Source organism: Actinomadura luzonensis (genome assembly GCF_022664455.2).
GTDB lineage: Bacteria > Actinomycetota > Actinomycetes > Streptosporangiales > Streptosporangiaceae > Nonomuraea > Nonomuraea luzonensis.
This window is the reverse complement of sequence record NZ_JAKRKC020000002.1, coordinates 1423121-1445872: the sequence shown is the minus strand read 5'-3', so window position 1 is coordinate 1445872 and position 22752 is coordinate 1423121. Positions and strand designations below refer to the sequence as shown.

At 73.4% G+C, this 22752-nt stretch carries 21 protein-coding genes; 11 read left to right on the top strand and 10 right to left on the bottom strand.

Going from position 1 to position 22752, the window contains the following annotated elements:
* Positions 1-281 precede the first annotated feature (281 nt).
* Complete coding sequence (locus MF672_RS36910; protein WP_242379333.1) at positions 282-899, bottom strand: ATP-dependent Clp protease proteolytic subunit; 618 nt, start codon at positions 897-899, stop codon at positions 282-284.
* A gap of 1 nt (position 900) precedes the next feature.
* Positions 901-1464, bottom strand: coding sequence for a ClpP family protease (locus MF672_RS36905; protein WP_242379336.1), 564 nt, complete (start codon positions 1462-1464; stop codon positions 901-903).
* A 144-nt stretch (positions 1465-1608) separates the two neighbouring features.
* Between MF672_RS36905 and MF672_RS36900 the strand changes: the two genes are divergently transcribed.
* On the top strand, positions 1609-3438 hold the full coding sequence (locus MF672_RS36900; RefSeq protein WP_242379338.1) for a histidine kinase: 1830 nt from the start codon (positions 1609-1611) through the stop codon (positions 3436-3438).
* Positions 3435-4085: a response regulator transcription factor gene (locus tag MF672_RS36895; RefSeq protein WP_242379340.1), complete on the top strand. Its 651-nt coding sequence runs from the start codon at positions 3435-3437 to the stop codon at positions 4083-4085. Before MF672_RS36900 ends, MF672_RS36895 begins: the two co-directional genes overlap by 4 nt.
* 17 nt (positions 4086-4102) lie before the next feature.
* On the opposite strand, the gene MF672_RS36890 is transcribed toward MF672_RS36895, so the two are convergent.
* A complete protein-coding gene (locus MF672_RS36890; RefSeq protein WP_242379342.1) occupies positions 4103-4963 on the bottom strand; it encodes a DUF2268 domain-containing putative Zn-dependent protease in 861 nt (286 codons plus the stop codon).
* 43 nt (positions 4964-5006) lie between these two features.
* On the bottom strand, positions 5007-5789 hold the full coding sequence (locus MF672_RS36885) for a hypothetical protein (RefSeq protein WP_242379344.1): 783 nt from the start codon (positions 5787-5789) through the stop codon (positions 5007-5009).
* Positions 5790-5844: 55 nt separating this feature from the next.
* Between MF672_RS36885 and MF672_RS36880 the strand changes: the two genes are divergently transcribed.
* The 9 genes from MF672_RS36880 (at position 5845) to MF672_RS36840 (ending at position 13412) form a co-directional block, all read left to right on the top strand.
* Positions 5845-6846 carry an AAA family ATPase gene (locus tag MF672_RS36880; RefSeq protein WP_242379345.1) on the top strand — a complete coding sequence of 334 codons (1002 nt, stop codon included), beginning with the start codon at positions 5845-5847 and terminating at the stop codon, positions 6844-6846.
* Positions 6843-7790 carry a DUF58 domain-containing protein gene (locus MF672_RS36875; protein WP_242379346.1) on the top strand — a complete coding sequence of 316 codons (948 nt, stop codon included), beginning with the start codon at positions 6843-6845 and terminating at the stop codon, positions 7788-7790. The genes MF672_RS36880 and MF672_RS36875 overlap by 4 nt, the downstream gene beginning before the upstream one ends.
* Positions 7787-8734, top strand: coding sequence for a VWA domain-containing protein (locus MF672_RS36870; protein WP_242379347.1), 948 nt, complete (start codon positions 7787-7789; stop codon positions 8732-8734). Before MF672_RS36875 ends, MF672_RS36870 begins: the two co-directional genes overlap by 4 nt.
* A gap of 11 nt (positions 8735-8745) precedes the next feature.
* The gene (locus tag MF672_RS36865) at positions 8746-9336 is read left to right on the top strand and encodes a class I SAM-dependent methyltransferase (protein WP_242379348.1); all 591 of its coding nucleotides are present in this window, start codon (positions 8746-8748) and stop codon (positions 9334-9336) included.
* A complete protein-coding gene (locus tag MF672_RS36860) occupies positions 9333-9872 on the top strand; it encodes a TrmH family RNA methyltransferase (RefSeq protein WP_242379350.1) in 540 nt (179 codons plus the stop codon). Before MF672_RS36865 ends, MF672_RS36860 begins: the two co-directional genes overlap by 4 nt.
* 36 nt (positions 9873-9908) lie before the next feature.
* Positions 9909-10709, top strand: a complete 801-nt coding sequence (locus tag MF672_RS36855; protein WP_242379351.1) for a glycerophosphodiester phosphodiesterase family protein — start codon at positions 9909-9911, stop codon at positions 10707-10709.
* A gap of 64 nt (positions 10710-10773) precedes the next feature.
* On the top strand, positions 10774-12207 hold the full coding sequence (locus MF672_RS36850; protein ID WP_242379352.1) for an MFS transporter: 1434 nt from the start codon (positions 10774-10776) through the stop codon (positions 12205-12207).
* Between the two features lie 117 nt (positions 12208-12324).
* Entirely contained in the window at positions 12325-12945 is a 621-nt protein-coding gene (locus MF672_RS36845; protein ID WP_242379353.1) for a hypothetical protein, read from the top strand.
* Positions 12946-13067: 122 nt separating this feature from the next.
* Positions 13068-13412: an RNA polymerase-binding protein RbpA gene (locus MF672_RS36840; RefSeq protein WP_125637410.1), complete on the top strand. Its 345-nt coding sequence runs from the start codon at positions 13068-13070 to the stop codon at positions 13410-13412.
* A 55-nt stretch (positions 13413-13467) separates the two neighbouring features.
* Here MF672_RS36840 and MF672_RS36835 read toward each other — a convergent pair whose 3' ends face one another.
* The 6 genes from MF672_RS36835 to MF672_RS36810 all read right to left on the bottom strand — a co-directional run bounded on the left by MF672_RS36835 (position 13468) and on the right by MF672_RS36810 (position 22593).
* Entirely contained in the window at positions 13468-13950 is a 483-nt protein-coding gene (locus tag MF672_RS36835; RefSeq protein WP_242379354.1) for a hypothetical protein, read from the bottom strand.
* Positions 13947-16400 carry a molybdopterin oxidoreductase family protein gene (locus tag MF672_RS36830; RefSeq protein WP_242379355.1) on the bottom strand — a complete coding sequence of 818 codons (2454 nt, stop codon included), beginning with the start codon at positions 16398-16400 and terminating at the stop codon, positions 13947-13949. Before MF672_RS36830 ends, MF672_RS36835 begins: the two co-directional genes overlap by 4 nt.
* A gap of 64 nt (positions 16401-16464) precedes the next feature.
* On the bottom strand, positions 16465-16953 hold the full coding sequence (locus MF672_RS36825; protein ID WP_242379356.1) for an FxsA family protein: 489 nt from the start codon (positions 16951-16953) through the stop codon (positions 16465-16467).
* Between the two features lie 62 nt (positions 16954-17015).
* Positions 17016-17786 (bottom strand): polyprenol monophosphomannose synthase, encoded by a 771-nt coding sequence (locus tag MF672_RS36820; RefSeq protein ID WP_407654789.1) that lies wholly within the window; start codon positions 17784-17786, stop codon positions 17016-17018.
* Positions 17779-19743, bottom strand: coding sequence for an apolipoprotein N-acyltransferase (gene lnt, locus MF672_RS36815; RefSeq protein ID WP_242379357.1), 1965 nt, complete (start codon positions 19741-19743; stop codon positions 17779-17781). Before lnt ends, MF672_RS36820 begins: the two co-directional genes overlap by 8 nt.
* 519 nt (positions 19744-20262) lie before the next feature.
* Positions 20263-22593 carry a HelD family protein gene (locus tag MF672_RS36810; RefSeq protein WP_507161385.1) on the bottom strand — a complete coding sequence of 777 codons (2331 nt, stop codon included), beginning with the start codon at positions 22591-22593 and terminating at the stop codon, positions 20263-20265.
* Between the last annotated feature and the right edge of the window lie 159 nt (positions 22594-22752).

The window sequence follows — 22752 nt, the reverse complement described above, 5'->3', positions numbered from 1 at the left end:
GGGGACCCAGGCGCGCCCGGTCCAGCTCGTCCACTTCGACGCCTTCTTGCATGCGCACCACGCCTACTGGCGGAATCCTCCGAAATCAACCCCTCTATGACGCTATCCCCAGAAATGGGGCTCCTTCTGATGGAAAGATCTACCCGGTCGGGCCCGGGCGCGGAAAAGGCGGCGCACCCGAGAAGGGCACGCCGCCTCGATGAGGGAGGTCGGGTCGGTCGATGGGGGAGGTCGGGTCGATGGGGGGAGCAGCTCAGGCGGAGGGCGGCGAGCGGCTCCAGCTAGCGGGCGGGGGCGAGGGTGCGCTTCCTCGATGCGAAGATGTCGTCCACCAGCCGGTACGTGCGCGCCTGCTCGGCCGTGAAGATGCGGTCGCGCTCGATGTCCTTGCGGATCTCCAGCGGCGACCGCCCCGTGTGCCGGGCCAGGATCTCCTCCTGCTGGTCGCGCATGCGCAGGATCTCCCTGGCGTGGATCTCCAGGTCGCTGCCCTGCCCGCGCCCGCCCTCGGTGTGCGGCTCGTGCAGCAGCACCCGCGCGTGCGGCAGCGCCGCCCGCTTGCCCGGCGCGCCGGCCGCCAGCAGCACGGCCGCCGCCGAGGCCGCCTCGCCGATGCAGACCGTCTGCACCTCCGGCCGGATGAACTGCATCGTGTCGTAGATCGCGGCCATCGAGGTGAACGAGCCGCCCGGCGAGTTGATGTACAGGCTGACGTCCTGGTCGGGGTCGAGCGACTCCAGCGTCAGGAGCTGCGCCATCACGTCGTTGGCCACGGTGTCGTCGATCGGCGCGCCGAGGAAGATGATGCGGTCCTCGAACAGCTTGTTGTACGGGTTCATCTCCTTCATCCCGTACGAGGTGCGCTCGGTGAACGACGGCAGCACGTAACGCCCGCTCATCTCAGTTCGTCCCTTCGGCGATGTGGTCGACGATCCCGTACTCCAGGGCCTCCTGCGCGGTGAACCAGCGGTCGCGGTCGGAGTCGGCCTGGATGCGCTCCAGCGGCTGGCCCGTGTGGTGGGCGATGATCTCGGCCATCCGCCGCTTGGTGTAGATCATGTTGTCGGCCTGGATCTGGATGTCGGTGGCCGAGCCGCCGATGCCGCCGAGCGGCTGGTGCATGACGACGCGGGCGTTGGGCATGGCGAACCGCTTGCCCTTCGCCCCCGCCGACAGGATCACCTGGCCCATGGACGCGGCGAAGCCCATCGCCACCGTCGCGACGTCGCACGGAATGAACTGCATCATGTCGTAGAGCGCGAGCCCGGCCTGCACCGAACCGCCTGGCGAATTGATGTAAAGAGTGATGTCGCGTTTCGGGTCCTCGGCCGCCAGCAGGAGCAGCTCCCCGCAGAGCCGGTTGCAAATCTCGTCGTCGACCTCCTGGCCGAGAACGACGATGCGCTCCTTCAGCAGGCGCTGGCTGAGCTGGTCAGGCCAGGCCGCGTGCTTGGTCTCCGTCATGACGGTCGCCTTTCTGGTGCGGGTAATTGCGCAAAAAACGCTAGTCCCGATCGCCGTCGGATAAGGAATCTTTTCGCTGGCGGCGCATTTCTCTAAAAGCGCATTCCACCCTCAGCGAATTTTTCTCGACATATAATCGCGGGTGTGAGAAGGGCCCTGTTCCGGCGATGGGCGTGCCTCGTGCTGGGGGGCGCGCTGCTGATGCCGTACATGATGGCCGGGGTGCTGGTCGCGGGCCTGACCCGCGGCCGGGGCACGGCTGATCTGATGCTGCCGGTCGAGGTCGGGGTGTTCGCGGCGGTGCTGCCCGTGGTGGCGGCGACCGGGCTGTTCCTGCCCGTGCGGGGGCTCATGGTCAACGCGGCCCAGAGCCTGCTGGGCGCGCGCATCGAGACGCCGCCGGCGCGGCAGGGGCGGCGGTCCTGGCAGGAGCGCCGCCGCACCGCCGCGTGGTTCACCGTGCACCTGGGGGTGGGCGGGGTGCTGAGCGGGTGCACGCTCGCCGTCGTGCCGTTCACCGCCTACACGCTGGCGCTGCCGGTCACGGGCGGGGCCGAGCAGGTCGTCGGCCTCCACATCGCGCCGGGATGGCCGGCGGTGGCGTGGGCGGCGGGCGGGGTGGCGCTGCTGGGCGCGCTGACCGGGCTGGTCGCGGGGGCCGGGGAGGGGCTGGCGCGGCTGGCGCCCGTCCTGCTGGGGCCGACGCCGGCCGAACGGCTGGCCGCCGCCGAGGAGCACGCCCGCGTCCTCGCCGAACGCAACCGGCTGGCGCGGGAGCTGCACGACTCGGTCGGGCACGCGCTGAGCGTCGTCACGCTCCAGGCCGCGGCGGCCGGACGCGTCCTCGACCGCGACCCGGAGACCGCCCGCACGGCGCTGTCGGCCATCGAACGGTCGGCCCGCGCCGCCCTTGAGGACCTGGACCACGTCCTGGGCCTCCTCCGCGACGACGACCACCGCCCAGGCAACGGCCGCCCAGGCAACGGCCGCCCAGGCAACGGCCGAACCCACGACGGCCGAACCCACGACGGCCCGACCCACGGCTCGGTCGTCGCCGTGCCTGCCGACCAGGTGGACGCCCGCCAGAGCGGCGGCCCGCCTGGCCCCTCCCGCCAGGACGACGGCCCGCCTGGCCCCTCCCGCCAGGACGACGGCCCGCCTAACCCCTCCCGTCAGGGCGGCGACCCGGCCGGCCCCTCCCCCTCCCGGCCACGCGGCGCCCTCGCGAGCGCAGCAGGGGAGCCGGGTCGAGAGCCCGCCGAAGGTGCGGGCCCCACGTCATGGGAAGCGACGTCCTGGGAAGCGACGCCCCAGGAACCGACGCTCCGGGCCGTCACGCGCCGGGAAGCGACGTCCCAAGGAGCGACGTCGGGAGGACATCGCGAGGGGACGCCCTCGGAGGGGGCGTCGCGGGAGAGGTCGCTGGGGGCGGTCTCACGCAGAGGGGCGCCGGTCGAAGGGGCGCGGGAGTCGATGACGGCGGGGACGTCGCAGGAGGCGGCGTCAGCGGGGGCGGGGTGGGGGGTGGCGCCGACGTTGGCTGACGTCGGGGCGTTGGTCGCGGCTTCCGGGGCGATCGTGCGGCAGGACGTCGGCGACCTGTCCGGGGTGCCCGCCGTCGTCTCGCGCGAGGCGTACCGGATCCTGCAGGAGGCGCTGACCAACGCCATCAAGCACGGCCGGGGCCCGGTGCGGCTGTCGGCCGGCGTCCGGGACGGCGTTCTGCGGCTGGAGGTCGTCAACGCGACCGCCGCTCCGCGCGACGGGCGCGGCGTCGGAGGCGTCGGCGGCGGGGGCGTCGGGGGCAGGGGCCTGGCGGGGATGCGGGAGCGGGTGCGGCTGCTCCGGGGCGAGTTCGAGGCCGGCCCGTCCGCGCCCCACCCCGCCCCCCGACCGGCCGGACCGGGACAGGAAGCGTCCGATGGGGGTGGGTGGCGGGTGGTGGTGCGGGTGCCGTTACGGTCGGCGCCATGACGCCGCTCACCGTCGTGATCGCCGACGACGAGGACCTCGTCCGCGCCGGCCTGCGCATCATCATCGACTCCGAGCCCGGCCTCACCGTCGTCGGCGAGGCGGCCGACGGCGCGGCCGTGCTCCCCGTGGTGCGCCGCGAACGCCCCGACGTCGTGCTGATGGACGTCCGCATGCCCGCCCTGGACGGCATCCAGGCCACCGCCCGCCTGCTGGCCCTGGACCACCCGCCCAAGGTCCTGGTGGTCACCACGTTCGAGAACGACGACCACGTCTACGACGCCCTGCGCGCCGGTGCCAGCAGGTTCCTGCTCAAGCGCACCCGCCCCGACGACCTGGTGCAGGCCATCAGGCTGGTGGCGGCGGGCGAGTCGCTGCTGTTCCCGGCCGCGATCCGGGCCCTGGCGGGCCGCCGCCCCGCGGGCCGGGGCGGGCGGGTGCCCGGCATCGACCGGCTCACCGGCCGCGAGGGCGACGTGCTGCGCCTGATGGCGAGGGGGCTGTCCAACACGGAGATCGCGGCCGAGCTGTCCGTCGGCCAGGAGACGGTCAAGACGCACGTGGGCAACGTCCTGGCCAAGCTCGGCGCGCGCGACCGCACCCAGGCCGTGATCGCCGCCTACGAGTCCGGTTTCGTCTCCCCGGGCTGACCTGGCCCGCGGGGAGGTCAGCGGATGCCGGCGCGGCGCATCAGCTCGGCGGCCGGGAGCAGCGTCGCCTCGGTCGCCGTCAGCCCGGTCGCGGCCAGCGCCCGGTCCACCAGCCGCAGGCCCACCGCGTAGCCGGCCATGTCGGGAATGCCGCGCGGCTCCTGGCCGAAGGCCCGCATGGCGCCGTCGCCCAGCACGTACGCCGAGGTGTGCTGCATCCCCGCCAGGTCGAAGTCCTTCATGATCAGCTCGTACGCCCGGTCGAACTCCTCGCCGGTCACCATCGCCGACCACGGCCCCATCGCCTCCGGCCCGGACAGCTCCCTGACGAACGCCTCGGCCAGCCCCTCGGCCACCACGTGCTCCCCGACGGTCACGGCCACCGGGTCCCATTCGACGTTGGTGAAGCGCACGTTGTGGTGGAACTCGTGCACCGCGCAGTGCGCGATCCGGCCGATCACCTCCTCACCGGGCCAGGCCAGCAGGAACAGCCAGCCGGGCGAGCCGCCCATCCCGTAGTAGCCGCCGCTGCGCTTCATCAGGTGCTCGTCGTCGGGGTTGCCGAGCACGAACATGACCTGCAGCGCGTCGCGCTGCCGGGCGTCGCCGAGCCGCCGCGAGGCGCGCTCCAGCTCGCGCCGGACCTGGCCGAGCACGTCGGCCTCGATCATCCGCTCCACGGCGGGCAGGTAACGCGGGTCGTCGGCGTCCACGCGGAAGCCGCCCGCCTGGTGGTGGATGTCCACCAGGTCGCCGGGCATCGGGATCGCCTGCCGCATCGGGCCCAGCATGTCCCGGATCGCGTCGGGCCGCTCGTCCAGGGGCCGCCGCAGGAGGGCGGCCATCGCCGTCAAGGTGTCGTGCACGATGAATTCCATGGCGAGGACGCTAGAGCCTCACGCCACGTGAGGCTCAAGCCCTTTACAGCGGCCCGCCCTCGCCGCCGTCGTCGCCGGGAGAGGTGCCCGGCGTGGCCGGCCCGGTCTGCGTCGGCGACGACGACTGCGACGGCGAGGGCCGCGGCTCGGTCGTCTCCGGCGTCGGCGGGGCCGTCGGCACGAACACCGTCGGCGGCAGCTGCCGCGGCTGCGGCTCGCTGTCGTTGCGCCCGAACACCAGCAGCAGCAGGATCGCCGCCACCAGCGCCAGCAGCAGCGCCAGCGCCAGCGCGGCCAGCAGCACCCGCCGCCGCGTCTCGGTCAGCGGCAGCCGGCGCCTCACCGGGCCGGGCAGCGCGGGCGCGCGGTCGGTCAGCCAGTACGGCACGAAGTCCGGCCCGTGCGCCTGCCCGATGAGCGTCCCGCCCACCATGACCGGCTCCAGGAACCATTCGGCGCCCGGCCGCCCCGGCACGTACGGCACCGCCACCCACGGCGCGTTCCCCAGATCGCTGTCCAGCACCTCGGGAGCCCCGTCCAGCACGGCCCCGGCGGCCGTGCCCCGCTGCCGGCCCGTGCGCCCGAACCAGCCGCGCCGGCCCGCCCGCTCGCCCCCCGCCTCCCTGATCGCGGTGACGAACCGCTCGCGCGCCGCGGCGTCGAAGGCGGCCCCCCGCGTCAGCACGGCCAGCGACACCGCGCGCCCGTCGGACGCCTGGCCCAGGTACACGAAACCGGCCGGCGCCTGGTGCAGGCGCGCCTGCACGACGAAGGGTCCCAACCGGGGCGGATCACCGTACTGCAGGGGACTTGCCACGTTTGCCATGAAAGCACAGACGTGGCGTCGTGCACGTTTGCGGCGCGTTTGGTGGAATGGCGTCATGAGCGTCGCCGAAGAGTCACCAGGCGGAACCGACGCGGCCCTGCTGCGTCAGAGTCTCGACGAGGTCCGGCGGGTCATCGTCGGGCAGGAGCACATGGTCGAAAGGCTCATCGTGGCCCTGCTCGCCCGTGGCCACTGCCTGCTGGAAGGGGTGCCGGGCGTCGCCAAGACCCTCGCCGCCTCGACCCTGGCCACGGTCGTCGGCGGCACGTTCGCCCGGATCCAGTTCACCCCCGACCTCGTGCCGAGCGACATCGTCGGCACCCGCGTCTACCACCCCTCCAACGAGAAGTTCGACGTCGAGCTCGGCCCCGTCTTCGTCAACTTCCTGCTCGCCGACGAGATCAACCGCGCCCCGGCCAAGGTGCAGTCCGCCCTGCTGGAGGTGATGGCCGAGCGCCAGGTCACGCTGGCCGGCGTCACGCACCCGCTGCCCAAGCCGTTCATCGTGCTGGCCACCCAGAACCCGATCGAGTCCGAGGGCGTCTACCCCCTGCCCGAGGTGCAGCGCGACCGCTTCCTGTTCCGGGTGCGCGTCCCCCACCCCACCGCGCACGAGGAGCTGGAGATCCTGCAGCGGATGAGCGTCACGCCGCCCGTCCCCGAGCGCGTGCTCGAACCGGACAAGCTGCTCGCCCTCCAGCAGGCCGCCGAGGAGGTCTCGGTCCACCAGCTCGTCGCCGACTACGTGGTGCGCCTGGTCATGGCCACCCGCGCCCCCGCCGAGTACGGCCTGGCCGACCTCGCCGAGACCATCGAGATCGGCGTCAGCCCCCGCGCCACCCTCGGCCTGGTCTCCGCCGGCCGCGCCATGGCGCTGCTGCGCGGCCGCGACTACCTGCTGCCCGACGACGTCCGCGACGTCGCCGTGGACGTCATGGCCCACCGCCTCATGCTCACCTTCGACGCCCTGGCCGACGGCGTCGACCCCGAGCAGGTCGTCAGGCAGATCCTGCACGCCGTGCCCCCGCCCCTCGTCGTCTGGAACCAGAACCGTTGAGCGCCTCCACCGCCGAGCAGGCGCTGCGCAAGCTGGAGCTGACCGTCACGCGGCGGCTGGACGGCCTGCTCCACGGCGCCCACCAGGGGCTGCTGCCCGGCACCGGCAGCGAGGCAGGCGACAGCCGCGTCTACGTCCCCGGCGAGGACGACGTGCGCCGCATGGACTGGAACGTCACCGCCCGCACCACCGTCCCCCACGTCCGCGACCTCATCGCCGACCGCGAGCTGGAGACCTGGGCCCTCGCCGACCTGTCGCCCAGCATGGACTTCGGCACCGCCGACACCGACAAGCGCGACCTGGTGATCGCCGCCGTCGGCGCCATCGGGTTCCTGTCCAGCCGCATGGGCGACCGGTTCGGCGCGCTGGTCCTGCACGACGCGTACGTCCACCGCATGCCCGCCCGCACCGGCCGCCCCGCCCTGTACGGGCTGCTGCACTCCCTCATGGACGCCCCGCGCGGCGAGGCCGTCCCCGACGCGCCCGACCTGGCCGAGGGCATCGAGGTGCTCACCGCCACCCGCCGCCGGCGCGGCATGCGGCTGATCGTCTCCGACTTCCTGGACGCCCGCCCCGACCTCGACCCCGACGCCGAACGCCCCTGGGAACGCCCCATCAGGCGGCTGGCCGCCCGCCACCAGGTCCTGGCCGTCGAGGTCATCGACCCCCGCGAGCTGGAGCTGCCCGACGTCGGCCGGGTCGCGTTCGCCGACCCCGAGACCGGGAACGTACGCGAGGTGCACCTGACGCCCAAAGTCCGCCAAGCCTACGCCGAAGCCGCGGAACTCCAGCGCGAGGGCACCCGCCGGGCGCTGCGCCGCGCCGGCATCGCCCACCTGGTGCTGCGCACCGACCGCGACTGGGTCTTCGACGTCGCGCAGTTCGTGCTGCGCCAGCGCCGCATGAGCCACGTCGCCCGCAAAGCCCACGGGAAGGTGACATGACGTTCCTCGCCCCCGCCTGGCTGTGGCTGTTCGTGCTGGTGGCGCTGCTGGTGGCCGGCTACGTCGCGGCGATGTTCGCCCGCCGCCGCTACACCGTGCGCTTCACCAACCTGGCCCTGCTCGACCTGGTCGCCCCCGCCGGCCCCGGCTGGCGCCGGCACGTCGCCCCCGGCCTGTTCCTCGCCATGATGACGCTGCTGGTCCTCGGCGCGGCCAAACCCGCCGACCAGGTACGCGTCCCCCGCGACCGGGCCACCATCATGATCGCCCTGGACGTCTCCCTGTCCATGGACGCCGACGACGTCCAGCCCAACCGCATCGCCGCCGCCAAGGCCGCCGCCCAGAACTTCGCCCGCGAGCTGCCCGACCGCTTCAACGTCGGCGTGGTCTCCTTCGCCCGCTCGGCCAACGTCGTCATCTCCCCCACCACCGACCACCAGGCCGTCATCACCGCCATCGGCACCCTCACCACCCGCCCGGGCACCGCCATCGGGGAGGCCGTCTTCAACTCCCTCGACTCGCTGCGCTCCTTCGACCAGCAGGCCGCCACCGACCCGCCGCCCGCCGCGATCGTGCTGCTGTCCGACGGCGACAACACCTCGGGCCGCTCGGTCAACGAGGCCATCGAGGCCGCCCAGCAGTCCCACGTCCCGGTCTCCACCATCGCCTACGGCACCCAGGAGGGCACCGTCGACATCGACGGCCGCCCGGTGAACGTCCCGGTCAACAAGCAGACCCTCCAGTCGTTGTCCGACGGCACCGCCGGCCGCGCCTACACCGCCGAGTCCGGCGCCGAGCTGCGCGAGGTCTACGAGCAGATCGGCACCTCGCTCGGCTACAAGCTGGTCAACCAGGAGATCACCCAGTGGTTCATCGTGGCCGCGATCCTGGCCGGGCTGCTGGTGGCGGGCGCCGCGGTCATGTTCGGTTCGCGGATCCCGTAACGTTTCACCACGTGGCCCACTACTTCACCGAGCGGCCGGGCGCCGCGAGCCGGCCCGGCGCGGTCGACCTCGTCCTGCCCGACCTGCACCTGCGGCTGGAGACCGACAGCGGGGTGTTCTCGCCCGAGCGGGTCGACGTGGGCACGCGGGTGCTGCTGGAGAGCGTCCCGCCGCCGCCGCAGGAGGGCGACCTGCTCGACCTGGGCTGCGGCTACGGCCCGATCGCGCTGACCATGGCCGCCCGTGCCCCGCGGGCGACGGTCTGGGCCGTCGACGTGAACCGGCGCAGCGTGGAGCTGACCGCCAGGAACGCTCAGGCCGCCCGCCTTGACAAAGTAAGGTCGGTGCATGTGGACGAGGTGCCGGACGACGTCCGCTTCCGGGCGATCTGGTCCAACCCCGCCATCCGCATCGGCAAGCAGGCCCTGCACGACATGCTCACCAGGTGGCTGACCCGGCTCACCCCCGACGGCGTCGCCTACCTGGTCGTCCAGAGACACCTCGGCTCCGACTCCCTGCAGCGCTGGCTCGGCGAGCAGGGCTGGCAGGCCTCCCGAGAGGCCAGCCGGGCCGCCTACCGCATCCTGAAGGTGACCCCGTGAGAAGGCAGCTGCGCCCCACCGACGTCAAGCGGCTCAACCGCACCTGGCGCAGGAACACCGGCAACCGGCTCGGCCTGATCATCGAGTCGGTCACCGGCCCGTTCAACATCGGCTCGATCTTCCGCAGCGCCGCCGCGTTCGGCGTGGAGGAGGTCTGGCTGGCCGGCAACGCCACCCCGCCCACCAACCCCAAGGCGGGCAAGACCGCGCTCGGCACCGAGCGGCTGGTCACCTGGCACGAGGCGGTGCCCGCCACCGAGGCGGTCAAGGCCGCCCGCGAGGCGGGCTACGCGGTGCTCGCGATCGAGCTGACCGAGGAGGCGGTGCCGCTGCACCGCGCCGACCTCGGCCGCGACGTGTGCCTGGTGGTCGGCAGCGAGGACCACGGCTGCTCCCCCGCCCTGCTCGACGCCGTCGACGGCGCCTGCTACATCCCCCAGGTCGGCCGGGTGGGCTCGTTCAACGTGGCGGTGGCGGCCGCCATCGCGCTGTCGGAGGCACGCCGCCAGGAGTGGCAGAATCTCCCCGATTCGTAACCGCAGCGTTCATCCAGGAAGGGCATACTTCAGGACGTGCTGAGCCGCCGATTCGCCTTTCTCGACCACCCGGGCCCGCTCGCCTTCGCCCATCGCGGGGGCGCCGCGGAGGGCGCGGAGAACTCCGTGGCCGCCTTCGAACGGGCGGTCGGGCTCGGCTACACCTACCTGGAGACCGACGCGCACGCCACGGCCGACGGCGTGCTGCTGGCCTTCCACGACCACACCCTCGACCGGGTGACCGACCGGCGCGGCCGCATCTCCGAGCTGCCCTACCGGGCGGTGCGGCGGGCCCGCATCGGCGGCGTGCACGAGATCCCCCTGCTGGAGGACCTTCTCGGCACCTGGCCGGAGATCCGCTTCAACATCGACGTCAAGGAGGCCGCGGCGATCGCCCCGCTGGCCGAGGCGGTCCGGCGCACCAACGCCTACGACCGCGTCTGCCTGACCTCCTTCTCCGACGAGCGGCTGGTGCTGGCCAAGGCGGCGCTGGGCCGCGAGGTGTGCTCGGCGCTCGGGCCGCGCGGCATCGCCGCGCTGCGCACCGCGGCCGCCACCTCCGGCTACGGGCGGCTGCTGGCCCGCCTGTCGCGCGCCGGCGTGCCCTGCGCCCAGGTGCCGGTGGGCTTTCGCGGGCTGCGCGTCACCACCCGCGCCCTGGTGCGCACCGCGCACGCCATCGGCATGCAGGTGCACGTGTGGACGATCAACGACACCGCCCGCATGGAGCAGCTGCTCGACCTCGGCGTGGACGGCGTCATGACCGACAACGTCACCGGCCTGCGCGAGGTGCTGACGCGGCGCGGCCAGTGGCACCCCGGCAGCCTGGCGGCCTGAACCCCCCGCAGCCCTTCTGACCCCCGGCCGGCGGACCGGCCGGCGCTAGGAGCGACGAGACATCATGCCCGTACCCGCACCCCCCGCGGCGCTGGACGACTCCCCCGCAGCGCGCCGGCGCGAGCAGCGCGGCTGGTACATCTACGACTGGGCCAACTCGGCCTTCTACACCACGATCATCTCGGTCTTCCTCGGCCCGTACCTGATCCCGGTGGCGCGGACCGCGGCCTGCGCGAAGGACTTCCCCGGTGTGCCGGCCGAGCGGTGCTCGGCCGACTTCGACAACCTGGTCGCCGCCAACCCCGGCCTCGGCTACGTGGACGTGCTCGGCGCCGACATCCGGCCGGCCGCGTTCTTCGGCCTGATCACCACGGTCGCGGTGTTCCTGCAGATCGTGGTGCTGCCGGTGGCGGGCGCGCTGGCCGACCACACCGGCCGCAAGCGGGAGCTGCTGGGCGGCTTCGCCTACGTCGGCGCGCTGGCCACGATGGGGCTGTTCTTCGTCGAGGGCGACCGCTACCTGCTCGGCGGCGTGCTGTTCGTGCTGGCCAACCTGGCCTACGGCTGCTCGGTCGTGGTCTACGACTCGTTCCTGCCGCAGATCTCCACGCCGGAGGAGCGCGACGGGGTGTCCTCGCGCGGGTGGGCGATCGGCTACCTCGGCGGCGGGCTGCTGCTGGCCCTCAACCTGGTGCTGTACCTCCAGCACGAGAGCCTGGGGCTGGGCGAGGGCGCGGCGGTGCGGATCTGCATGATGTCGGCCGGGCTGTGGTGGGCGACGTTCACCGTCGTGCCGCTGCTGCGGCTGCGCAACCGGCCGGTGCCCGCGCACGAGACGACGGCGCTGCGCTCGGTCGGCGGCAGCTTCCGGCAGCTCGGGCGCACGATCGCCGAGCTGGGCAGGTACCCCGAGACGCTGCTGTTCCTGCTGGCGTACCTGGTCTACAACGACGGCGTGCAGACCGTGATCGGCAACAGTGCGGCGTTCGCCTCCGAGGCGCTCAAGCTGGACAAGACGGTGCAGATCACGGCGATCCTCATGGTGCAGTTCGTGGCGTTCTTCGGGGCGCTGGCGATGGGGTGGCTGGCGCGGCTGATCGGCACCAAGCGGACGGTGCTGGCGAGCCTGGTGCTGTGGACGGCGATCGTGGCGACGGCGGTGTTCGTGGGCGAGGGGCAGGCGGTGCAGTTCTACCTGATGGCGTTCGCGATCGCGATCGTGCTGGGCGGCACGCAGGCGCTGTCGCGCTCGCTGTTCTCGCAGGTGATCCCGAAGGGGCGGGAGGCGGAGTACTTCAGCCTGCTGCAGATCAGCGACAAGGGGTCGGCGTTCATCGGCTCGCTGACGGTCACCGTGGCGCTGCAGCTCACCAACAGCTACCGCGTCGCCATCGTCTCGATGGTGATCTTCTTCGTGATCGGCTTCGTGCTGCTGGTCATGACGAACCTGCCCAAGGCGATCCGCGACGCGGGCAACGAGGTGCCGCAGTGCATCTGAGCCCCGCCACGCGGCGGCATCGCTCACAAGCGAGAGCACTGCTCTTGACTCGCGGCACCGCTCTGCGAGAGCATTGCTCTCGCCAGAGAGCGATGCACATTTTCGAGGAGCGCCGTCATGCCCACCCGTCTCACCGCCGCCACCTTCGCCGCGTCCGGCGTGCTGTTCCTGCTCTATCCGCTGCTGCGCCCGTCCACGGACGACGCCGCGGCGATGGCCTCCGCGGGGTGGGTCGCCGGGCACGCGGCCGCCATGGCCGGGTTCGTGCTGCTCGGCCTCGCGCTGCTCGGGCTGCACCAGGTGCTCGGCGACCGGCTGTCGCTGCGCGCGGCCGCGGTGACGTGGCTCGGCGCGGGCCTGACGCTGCCGTACTACGGGGCCGAGGACTTCGGGCTGAACGTCATCGCCCGCCGCTCCCTGCGCGACGGCGCGCCCGCGCTCATGGAGCTGGCCGCCGAGTTCCGCTACGGGCCGGTCGCGATGGGCATGTTCGCCGCGGGACTCCTCCTGCTGGCCGCCGGGACGATCATGGCGGCGGTCGCGGTGGCCCGCTCGGGAGCGCTGCCCCGCTGGTGCGGCAGCGCGCTGGCGGCCGGGTTCGCGCTGTTCATCCCGCAGTTCTTCGGCCCGTACCCGCTGCGGATCGCACACGGCGCGCTCCTTCTCGCGGGCGCGTTGTGGCTGGCGGGAGCCCTGATCAGGAGGGGGACGCCGGCCATCAGGGAGGCGATCGCGTGAACCCGAGGCCCCTGACGCGATTGGATCACCCCGAGGGTGGGAATCCCATCACGGTACCAAGCGTTAGACACCGTGGGAGACAGACCCCCCACGCATGGGGGCCCTGTAGGAGGCATTGAGACATGGGCGAGCGCGCGCTTCGTGGCACCCGGCTCGGGGCAACCAGCTACGAGAACGACCGTAACACGGATCTGGCCCCACGCCAGGAGGTGTCCTACACCTGTCCTAAGGGCCATCGCTTCGAGGTTCCGCTTGCCGCCGAGGCCGAGATCCCCGCCACCTGGGAGTGCCGCATGTGCGGCGTCACAGCGGTGCGGGTGGACGGCGAGCAGCCGGAGTCGAAGAAGACGAAGCCCCCGAGGACGCACTGGGACATGCTCCTGGAACGCCGATCCATCGAGGACCTTGAGGAGGTGCTCAACGAGCGGCTGGCGGTCCTGCGGGCCCAGCGCCGCAAGAGCGCCTGACCTCCTCTCACGGTGAAACCCCCGGGCCGCCCGGTCCGGGGGTTTCTTCGTGCCCTCAGCTCACCAGCACCTGCGTGGCCGACTCCTTGAGCCTGGCCTCGGCCCAGCGGAGCTGGCGCAGCGTCTGCGGGTGGCAGCGCCCGGCGAGCTCCAGCAGGCCGCGGCGGCGGGCGCCCTGCGCGGCCTGGGCCAGCAGCTCCCAGTCCAGCGACACCCCCGAGGCCGTCCGGTACAGGTGACGCAGGTCGGCCAGCAGCAGCAGGCCGGGCTCCGGACGGCGGCCGAGCCATTCCGCGGCCTTCTCGCGCACCCGCTCCACCGGCCCGGGCTCCCCCGCCGGCGAGGGGTCCAGGCTCAGCCCGTAGGCGTCGCCGGCCTCGGCCAGCAGCCGCACGTGGTCCTGGCACCACACGGCCAGGTCGCGGGCCACGTGGTAGGTCTCGTGGTCGGCCTTGTGCCGCTCGGACAGCCGCAGCAGCAGGTGGCCCAGCTCGTTCTCGGCGCGGTGCAGCTCCTTCAGCACCAGGTCCAGCTTCACGCGGCGTCCCCTTCCTCGGCCAGGGCCGCCCGGCCTCCTTCGGTCGGCGGCACGCCCGGCGCGGCCGGCCGGGACGCGCCCGTCGTCGGCGCCGGGGACGGCTCGCCGTCGCCCGCCTTGACCAGCGTGACCCGGGCCGCGGCGGTCTTGAAGATGGGCTGCTTGGAGACCGGGTCCCAGTCGGTGAGGGTCAGCTCGTTGGCCGCCCGGCCGCTCTCCCCGTCCTCCGGCCCCGACCCGCCGGGCTCGTCCCAGTAGCCGTAGTGGAAGGGCAGGAACACCACGCCGTCCCGCATGCCGGTCACCCGCAGCCGGGCCCGCACCGAGCCGCGCGGGGTGGCGATCTCCACCAGGTCGCCCTCGGCCAGCCCGTTGCGGGCGGCCTCGCCGGGCGACAGCTCCGCCCACGGCTCCGGCGCGGCCCTCCGGAGCTGCGGGGTGCGGCCCGTCTTGGTGCGGGTGTGGAAGTGGTAGAGGGTGCGGCCGGTGGTCAGCCACAGCGGGAACTCCTCACCGGGCTGCTCGTGCGGCGGGACGTACTCGGCGGCCTTGATGATCGCCTTGCCGTCCGGGTTGAGCGCCCTGTACTCGGTGCCGGACAGCGGCGCCCCGGTCACCAGGTCGCGCCCGTAGTCCTCGCAGCAGGCGGGGTCGCTGAAGAAGCGGCCGCCGGCGTACAGGCGCTCGGTGCCGTCCGGGTGCTCGTCGTCGCACGGCCACTGCACGCCGCTGCCGCCGCGCAGCCTGTCGTAGGTGAGCCCGCTGTAGTCGCACGGCCGGCCGCGCGAGCACTCCTTCCACCCCTCGAACGCGCCCTCGGCGTCGTGCCACTTCACCAGCGGCGCGCCGTCCTTGTCGCGCAGGTCCAGCCGGCGCGCCAGGTCGAGGAAGATGTCGAGGTCGGGACGGGCCTCGCCGGGCGGCTCCACGGCCTTGTCCGACAGGTGCACGGTGCGGTCGGCGTTGGTGAACGTGCCGGTCTTCTCGCCCCAGGTCGCGGCGGGCAGCACCACGTCGGCGAGCTGCGCGGTCTCCGACAGAAAGATGTCCTGCACGACCAGGAACAGGCCCTCGCGGCGCAGGATCGAGCGGACGCGGCGCAGCTCTGGCAGCGACACGGCCGGGTTGGTGCCGATCACGTACAGGAACCTGATCGAGCCCTCCTCGGCGTAGCGGAACATCTGCATCGCGTGGGTGGGCGGCGAGTAGTGCGGGATGTCCAGCGGGTCGATGTTCCAGACGCGCGCCAGGTCCTGGACGTGCGCGTCGTTCGCCCAGTTGCGGAAGCCCGGCAGGTCGCCGTCGGCGCCGCACTCGCGGGTGTTCTGCGCGGTCGGCTGGCCGTTCATCTGCAGCACCCCGCAGCCGGGCCGGCCCAGCATGCCGCGCACCAGGTGCACGTTGTTGACCTGGACGGCCGCGGCGGTGGCCTGGTGCGACTGGTAGAAGCCCTGCAGGACGGTGGACAGCAGCCGCTCGGCGGTGCCGATCAGCCGCGCCGCCTCGCGCAGGTCCGCGACCGGCACGTCGCAGACGCGGGCGGCCTCCTCGGCCGGCCAGTTCGCGACGCGCTCGCGCAGCTCCTCGAAGCCGACCACGTGGTCGCGCAGGTACGCCTCGTCGGTCCAGCCGTTCGCGACGATCTCGTGCAGCAGGCCGTTCATCAGGGCGACGTTCGTGCCGGGGCGGGGGGCCAGGTGCACGGCGGCGGCGCGGGCGACCTCGGTCTCGCGCGGGTCCACGCACACCAGGGCGGGCGGGTTGGGGCCGGCCAGCCGGTCCAGGACGCGGCTCCACAGCACGCTCTGGGTCTCGGCGACGTTGTGGCCGTACAGGGCGATGACGTCGGCGTGGTCCACGTCGGTGTAGGAGCCGGGCTGGCCGTCGCAGCCGAACGACTCCTTCAGCGCCGCCGCGGCCGTGGCCGTGCACAGGCGGGTGTTGCCGTCCACGTGGTTGGTGCCGATGCCGCCGTGCGCGATGAGGGCGAGGGTGTAGTACTCCTCCAGGAACAGCTGGCCGGTGGTGTAGAAGCCGGCCGCGCTCGGGCCCTGCTCGGCCAGCAGCTCCTTCAGGCGGCCCGTGACCCGCTCCATGGCGGTGTCCCAGTCGCTCTCCACCAGCCGGCCGCCCTCGCGCACCAGCGGGCGCGTCAGGCGGTCGGCGGCGTTTCCGGCCTGCCAGCCGTACAGGTCCTTGGGGTCGAGCCGGCCGTGGTTGACGCGGTCGGCGGCGCGCCCGCGCACCCCCACCACGCGGCCCGCGCGCACGGCGATGTCCATGGCGTCGCCGTTGCTGTGCAGGATCGACGCGCTCTGCACCCAGCGCTCCACGTCCTGCTCGCGCAGGCCCGCCTCGAGGAAGGCGTCCACCCGGACCGGCCAGGGGTCACCCGGCCCGTACGGCGTCCGCGTCCCCCACGGCTCGGCGATCCTGTCCACCTGCGGCATGCGTCCTCCCGGGGTCGTCGGACCGATCCGGGTCCGCTTCCCCGCGCGCCGCCGCCCATACGTCCTAGCGGGTCTCGCGCTCTTCTTCCTTGATGACCTCGCCGGTCACCACGCGGCCGGCGCCGTGCGGGGCCGCCGGGTCCTGCCGGGAGGGGAAGAGGCCGGCGTACGGGGAGGCGGCGGCCATGCGCTTGACCCGCCGCTCGAAGAACCACGCCCCGAGCCGCCGCATCAGCGGCCGGGTGACCGGCAGCAGGCAGGCGAAGCCGAACACGTCGGTGAAGAAGCCCGGCGTCAGCAGCAGCGCGCCGCCCACCAGCACCAGGGCGCCGTCGGCCAGCTCACGCTCGGGCATCCGGCCGGCCCGCAGCGCCTCCTGCAGCGCGCGCCAGGCCCGCCGCCCCTCGCGGCGCACGATCCACGCGCCGAGCAGGCTGTCGGCGATCAGCAGGGCCACCGTCGCCGGGCCGCCGATCACGGACCCGACCTGGATGAGCAGCCAGATCTCCAGCACCGGGACGACCAGGAAGGCCAGGAACAGCAGGAGCCGCATCGTTTCCCTCGATTCCGCGCACGCGTACGTCAGGCACAACGTCCGGCGGGCCGGATGCGTTCCTAGCCGCGCCCGCCGTCGCGGCGCAGCCGTCTCGGCAGGCCCGTCACGCCCCACAGGCCGATGCGCCACAACGCCTCGGACATGATCTTGCCGCTCATCTTGCTCTTCCCGACCGTCCGCTCGACGAACGTGATCGGGACCTCCACCACCCGCAGCCCGTGCCGGGCGGTGCGCAGCGTGAGGTCGACCTGGAAGCAGTAGCCCTGCGACTCGACGCCCGCCAGACCCACCTTCTCCAGCGTGGCGGCGCGGTAGGCGCGGAAGCCGGCGGTCGCGTCGCGCACCGGCAGGCCGAGCATGACGCGGGTGTAGACGTTCGCGCCCTTGGACAGCAGCTCGCGGCGCTGCGGCCAGTTGACGATCCGCCCGCCGGGGACGTATCGGGAGCCGATCGCGAGGTCGGCGCCCTCGCCCAGCGCCGCCAGCAGCCTCGGCAGCTCCTCGGGCTGGTGCGAGCCGTCGGCGTCCATCTCGACCAGCACGTCGAAGCCCTCGTCCAGGCCCCAGCGGAAGCCCGCGATGTAGGCCGCGCCGAGGCCCTGCTTGCCGGGCCGGTGCAGGACGTGCACCTGCTCGTCGCCGGCGGCCAGCCCGTCGGCGACCTCGCCGGTGCCGTCGGGGCTGGCGTCGTCGGCCACCAGCACGTGGGCCTCCGGCACGGCCGCGCGGATGCGCTCGACGATGGAGGGCAGGTTGTCGCGCTCGTTGTAGGTGGGGACGACGACGAGCACCCTGCCCAGAGCCTCCATGTCCAGCCGCCCCTCACCCATCGCCTCGCCGCCTGCCGCGCCATGCGGCGGCGCCGGCCGCCGCGACTCCCATCACCATCAATGCCCATTCCGGCCAGGCGCCCACCTTGGTGGCGAGCGTCTCCTGGGTGCGGACGGGCACCTTCACCACGTTCATGTCCGCGACCAGTTCGCGGGTCTGCCAGGAGACCTTACCGTCAGGCGTGACAAATGCGGAGATCCCGGTCGTGGCGGCGGTCACCACGGCCCTGTTGTGCTCGACCGCGCGCAGCTGGGACATGGCGAGCTGCTGCGGCGGCAGGTTCGACAGGGCGTAGCTGGCGTTGTTGGTCTGCACCACCAGGGGCGTGCCGCCGGCCCGGACCGTGCCGCGCACGGTGGCGTCGTAGGCCACCTCGTAGCAGTTGACCGCGCCGATCGTGACCGGGCCGAGCCTGAGGTCGCCCGGCCGGTCGCCGGGGACCGACTGGCGGCCCACCAGGCTCGCCCGTTCCCAGAAGGCCAGCACCAGGTCCTTGAACGGCGTGTACTCGCCGAACGGCACGAGGTTCTGCTTGTCGTAGTAGGCGCCCGGGCCGGTCACCGGGTCCCAGGTGAGGCTGCGGGTGGCGCGGTGCTCGTCGCCGATGGCCACGACCGCGCCGACGAGCGTCGGCACGCCGACGTCGCTGACCGAGTCCTGGATGATCGCGCGGGCGTACTCGTCCCGGTAGGGGTCGATGTCGGTGGAGTTCTCCGGCAGGACGACGATGTCGGGCCGCGGCAGCCGGCCCTCCCGGACGGCCTCGGCCAGGCGCTTGGTCTCGTTGGCGTGGTTCTTCAGCACGACGGCCGGCTCGTCGCCGAGCACGTACATGCCCCGGCCCGGGACGTTGCCCTGGACGACGCCGACGTTGATCGAGCGGCCCTCGTCGCCGGGACGCGGCACGGCGAGCGTCAGGAGGGGCACGGCGAGCGCCAGGACCGCCGGAGCCGCCCGCAGCCAGGGGCGCCGCGCCGGGGGCCGGACCAGGACGGCGCGGGCCAGCAGGGCGCCGCACAGGGCCACGGCGAACGACACCAGCGGAGCGCCGCCGAGCGCGGCGTACTCGGTGAACAACGACTCGCCCTGGCTGAAGGCCGCCCGCGCCCACGGGAAGCCGCCGATGGGCACCAGGCCGCGGGCCCACTCCATCGCCACCCACAACCCGGCGAACCACAGCGGCCAGCCGCGCAGCCGGAACACCGGCGCCGCCAGGGCGGCCATGACGGCGTAGAAGACGCACTCCGTCACCACCAGCATGACCCAGACGTCGTCGCCGATGGTCCGGACCCAGGCGAGGGCCGGGAACAGGAACACCGCCGCGCCCAGGCCCCCCAGCCAGGCCGCGCGGCGGGGGCGGGCGCCGTACAGGGAGGCGACGACGAGCGCGATGCCGAGAGGGGCGCACGGCCACCAGCCGAGCGGCGGGAACGCCACGAACAGCGCCAGCCCGCCCAGCGCGGCCGCCGCGACCCGCCCCAGCAGCCGCACCCGCGGCTCCCGCCCGCTCCCCCGGGACGCCGGCGTCCGGTCCACGACCGCCCCTCCCGCACCGGCCGCCGGCCCGCCCGCGGGCGGCTCCCGGTCCACCGAGCCGCGGTCCGCCGACCCGTCCGCCGACCCGTCCGCCGGCCCGTCCGCCGTCCCGTCCACCGGCCCGAGGCCCGCCGTCCCGTCCACCGGCTCGTTGGCGGGCGGCCCGTCCGGCACGCTCGGGCCGTCCTCCGGAGGCGTCACGGCCGCCGTCACCAGCGAGTCGTCCGAAGGGAGGGCGGAAGGGGCGGCGGCGAGGCCGTCCGCGAGGGCCGCGGAGGCGGGACCGTCACCGCCGGCGGACGCGCCCTGCCCGGGCACGTCCGAAGCGGGCACGTCCGAAGCGGGGGCGGGGGCGGATGGGTGGTCGGCGGTGGGGGCCGGGCCGCTCGGGGGCGGCGGGCTCGTTCGTTCCTGCACCACTCCGGGTCTCCTCAGCCACCGTCGGACGCCTGCTCTGCGAAAACGCTACCGCCCCCGCACCGCGCTCAGGACGGCGCGGTGGGGGGAGGATCGGCGGAGGCGACGGGCGGCGGCAGGGTGATCCCGCGGCCGACGGGACCACCCGGCGCACTCGCAGGTCCGGCGCACGAGAGCGGGAAGAGGGCCCGGAAACCCTTCGGACCGGACCCGTCTCGTCGGCGGCGAGCGCGGAATTCCGTTGTCTACTGGGCTCCCGGACCCGTCCCGGGTCCAACCCCCCGCCCGGTTGGGGTGCCCCGACTCGACGGACCGACGGCCCTGCACCTGGCTGTGTGGACGGAGTCACGCTCCGTCACGGACGCAGGATCCGACGATGTCAGAGACGGCCAACCGGCCAAGTCCCGTGCTGGACTGCGCAGCAAACTACCGACTCCACCTCAGATGTCAACCGTGTCCCGATCAGCGGGAACATCAAGTTTCCGCAGGTGGGACATGCGGGGCCGGCCGCGGCAAAGCAGATCAAAGCCCCTGGGAGGGTGTTTGCGACCTGCCCGGCAGGGCCCGGAGGGCCCCCTGCAGCGCCCCGGAGAGCGGCTGCGCGTGGACAACGCCGAGCCGTTGTGTGGCGCGCGTGAGAGCAACATACAGGTCGCTGAGCCCTCGTGGCGACTGAACGGCGATGAGGTCCGGTTCGGCCACGATGACCGAGTCGAACTCCAGCCCCTTGGCGTCGCTCACCCCGAGGACGGCGACGGGCGCGTCCAGCGCCTCGGCCCCCTTGGCCCGCCCGGCCCCCGCCGTGACCACGACCGCGCCCGGCACCGCCGCGGCGACCTGCGCGCCGAGCCGGTCCAGCAGCGCGTCGGGCACCACCACGGCGACCTTGCCGCCCTCGCCGACCTCGGCCTTGACCAGCTCGGGCAGCGCCGCCAGCGGGGCGGACCACGGCTCGGCGCCGCTCTCGCGGACCGACGCGGGCGCCTCCAGCGCCGGGTCGATGGCGGCCAGGACGCGGGCGGCCACCGCCATCAGCTCGACCGGCGTGCGGTAGTTGACGGTGAGCCGCTCCTGCCGCCAGCGCCCGGCCACGTACGGGTCGAGCACCTCGGCCCACGAGCGCGCCCCGGCGGCCGAGCCGGTCTGGGCGATGTCGCCGACGATCGTCATGGACCGGGTGGGGCAGCGGCGCATGACGGCCCGCCACGCCATCGGCGACAGCTCCTGGGCCTCGTCCACGATGACGTGCCCGTAGGCCCAGGTGCGGTCGGCGGCGGCGCGCTCGGCGGTGGTCAGGTAGGGGCCCTCGCCGCGCTGCCGCTCGGCCAGCCGCTCGGCCTCCATGACGTCGGACAGGCCGGTCAGCTCCAGCACCTCGCGGGCGTAGGCGAGCTCGGCCTCGCGCTCGCGCTCCTCGGCCTGGCGGGCGGCGGCCAGCTCCTCCTCGGCCTGCATGGCGGTGGCGCGCAGCACCTGCTCGTCGATGTCGCCGAGCAGCTCGGCGGCCTCGTCCAGGAGCGGCACGTCGGACTCGGTCCACTCGCCGGCGCGGGCCGCGTCGCGGCGCAGCAGCGCCCGCTCGGCGGGGCTGAGCTGCCCCGCGGCGTACTCCAGCCGCTCGGGCGAGCCGTAGAGGCCCAGCAGCAGCCGTTGGGGCGTCAGGTACGGCCACAGCCGGTTGAGCGCGGCCTTGACGGCGGGCTCGGTGCGCAGCTCCTCGCGCAGGTCGCCCAGCTCGTCCTCGTCGATGAGGCCCTTGCCGAGCTTGCGCGCCTGCTGCCTGGCCAGGGCGTTGAGCAGCGAGCGGACGAACACCGCGCGCGCCTGGTTGTGCGGGCGGCGCGAGCGGGCGGCCTTGTTCCTGGCGGAGTCGAGCATGGCGCGGTCGATGGTGAGCGTGAGCCGGCCGAGGGGGATCTCGACGGGCTTGCGCGGCATCTTCTGCCGGTCGCGCACGGCCCTGGCGATGACCTCGGCCATGCGCGGGTCGCCCTTGATCGCGGCCACCTCGGGACGCTCCCTGGCGGTGGCGGTCACGCCGGGGTAGAGCTCGCCGACGGTGGACAGCAGCACGTCGGTCTCGCCGAGCGAGGGCAGGACCTGCTCGATGTAGCGCAGGAAGGTCAGGTTGGGGCCGAGGATGAGCACGCCGCGGCGCTCCAGCCGCTCGCGGTGGGTGTAGAGCAGGTAGGCGGCGCGGTGCAGGGCGACGACGGTCTTGCCGGTGCCGGGGCCGCCCTGGACGACCAGGACGCCGTTCAGGTCGCCGCGGATGACCCGGTCCTGCTCGGCCTGGATGGTGGCGACGATGTCGCGCATGCGGCCGGTGCGCCGCTCGTCGAGCGCGGCCAGCAGCGCGGCCTCGCCGTTGAGCGTGGCGCGGTCGGCGTCGCTGAGCGCGTCGAGGTCGAGCAGGTCGTCGTCCACGCCGACCACCGCGCGGCCCTTGGTCTGCAGGTGGCGGCGGCGGGTGACGCCCATGGGGGCGGCCGGGGTGGCGCGGTAGAACGGCTGCGCCACAGGGGCGCGCCAGTCGATGAGCAGGCGGGTCTGGTCGTCGTCGGTGAGGCCGAGCTTGCCGATGTAGAGCCGGCCTTCCTCCAGGTGGTCGAGCCGGCCGAAGACCAGGCCGCGCTCGACCGCCCACAGCCGGGCGAGGCGGGTGGCGTACATCTCCGCGAAGGTGTCGCGCTCGGACCTGTTCTGCATGGTGCCGACGGCTCCCGAGGCCAGCACGTCCTTGAGCTGACGCTGGGTGCGCTCACGCAGGGTGTCGAGGCGGTCGTAGAGAGCGGTGACGTACTCCTGCTCCTTGGCGAGCTCCGTTTGACGTGTTGCCGCCTGACCATTAATGTGGTTAATGGGACACTCCAGGCCATTCTGCTTGTTGTTACGACAAACGACGACATTAGCATGTCGGCGACGGCACTCCGCCCGCTTTTCCTTCCCTCCCGCGCCTTCGTTACGTCTTCGTCTCGGCACTTGACCTTCCCTTCTGGCCTCCTTATGTTC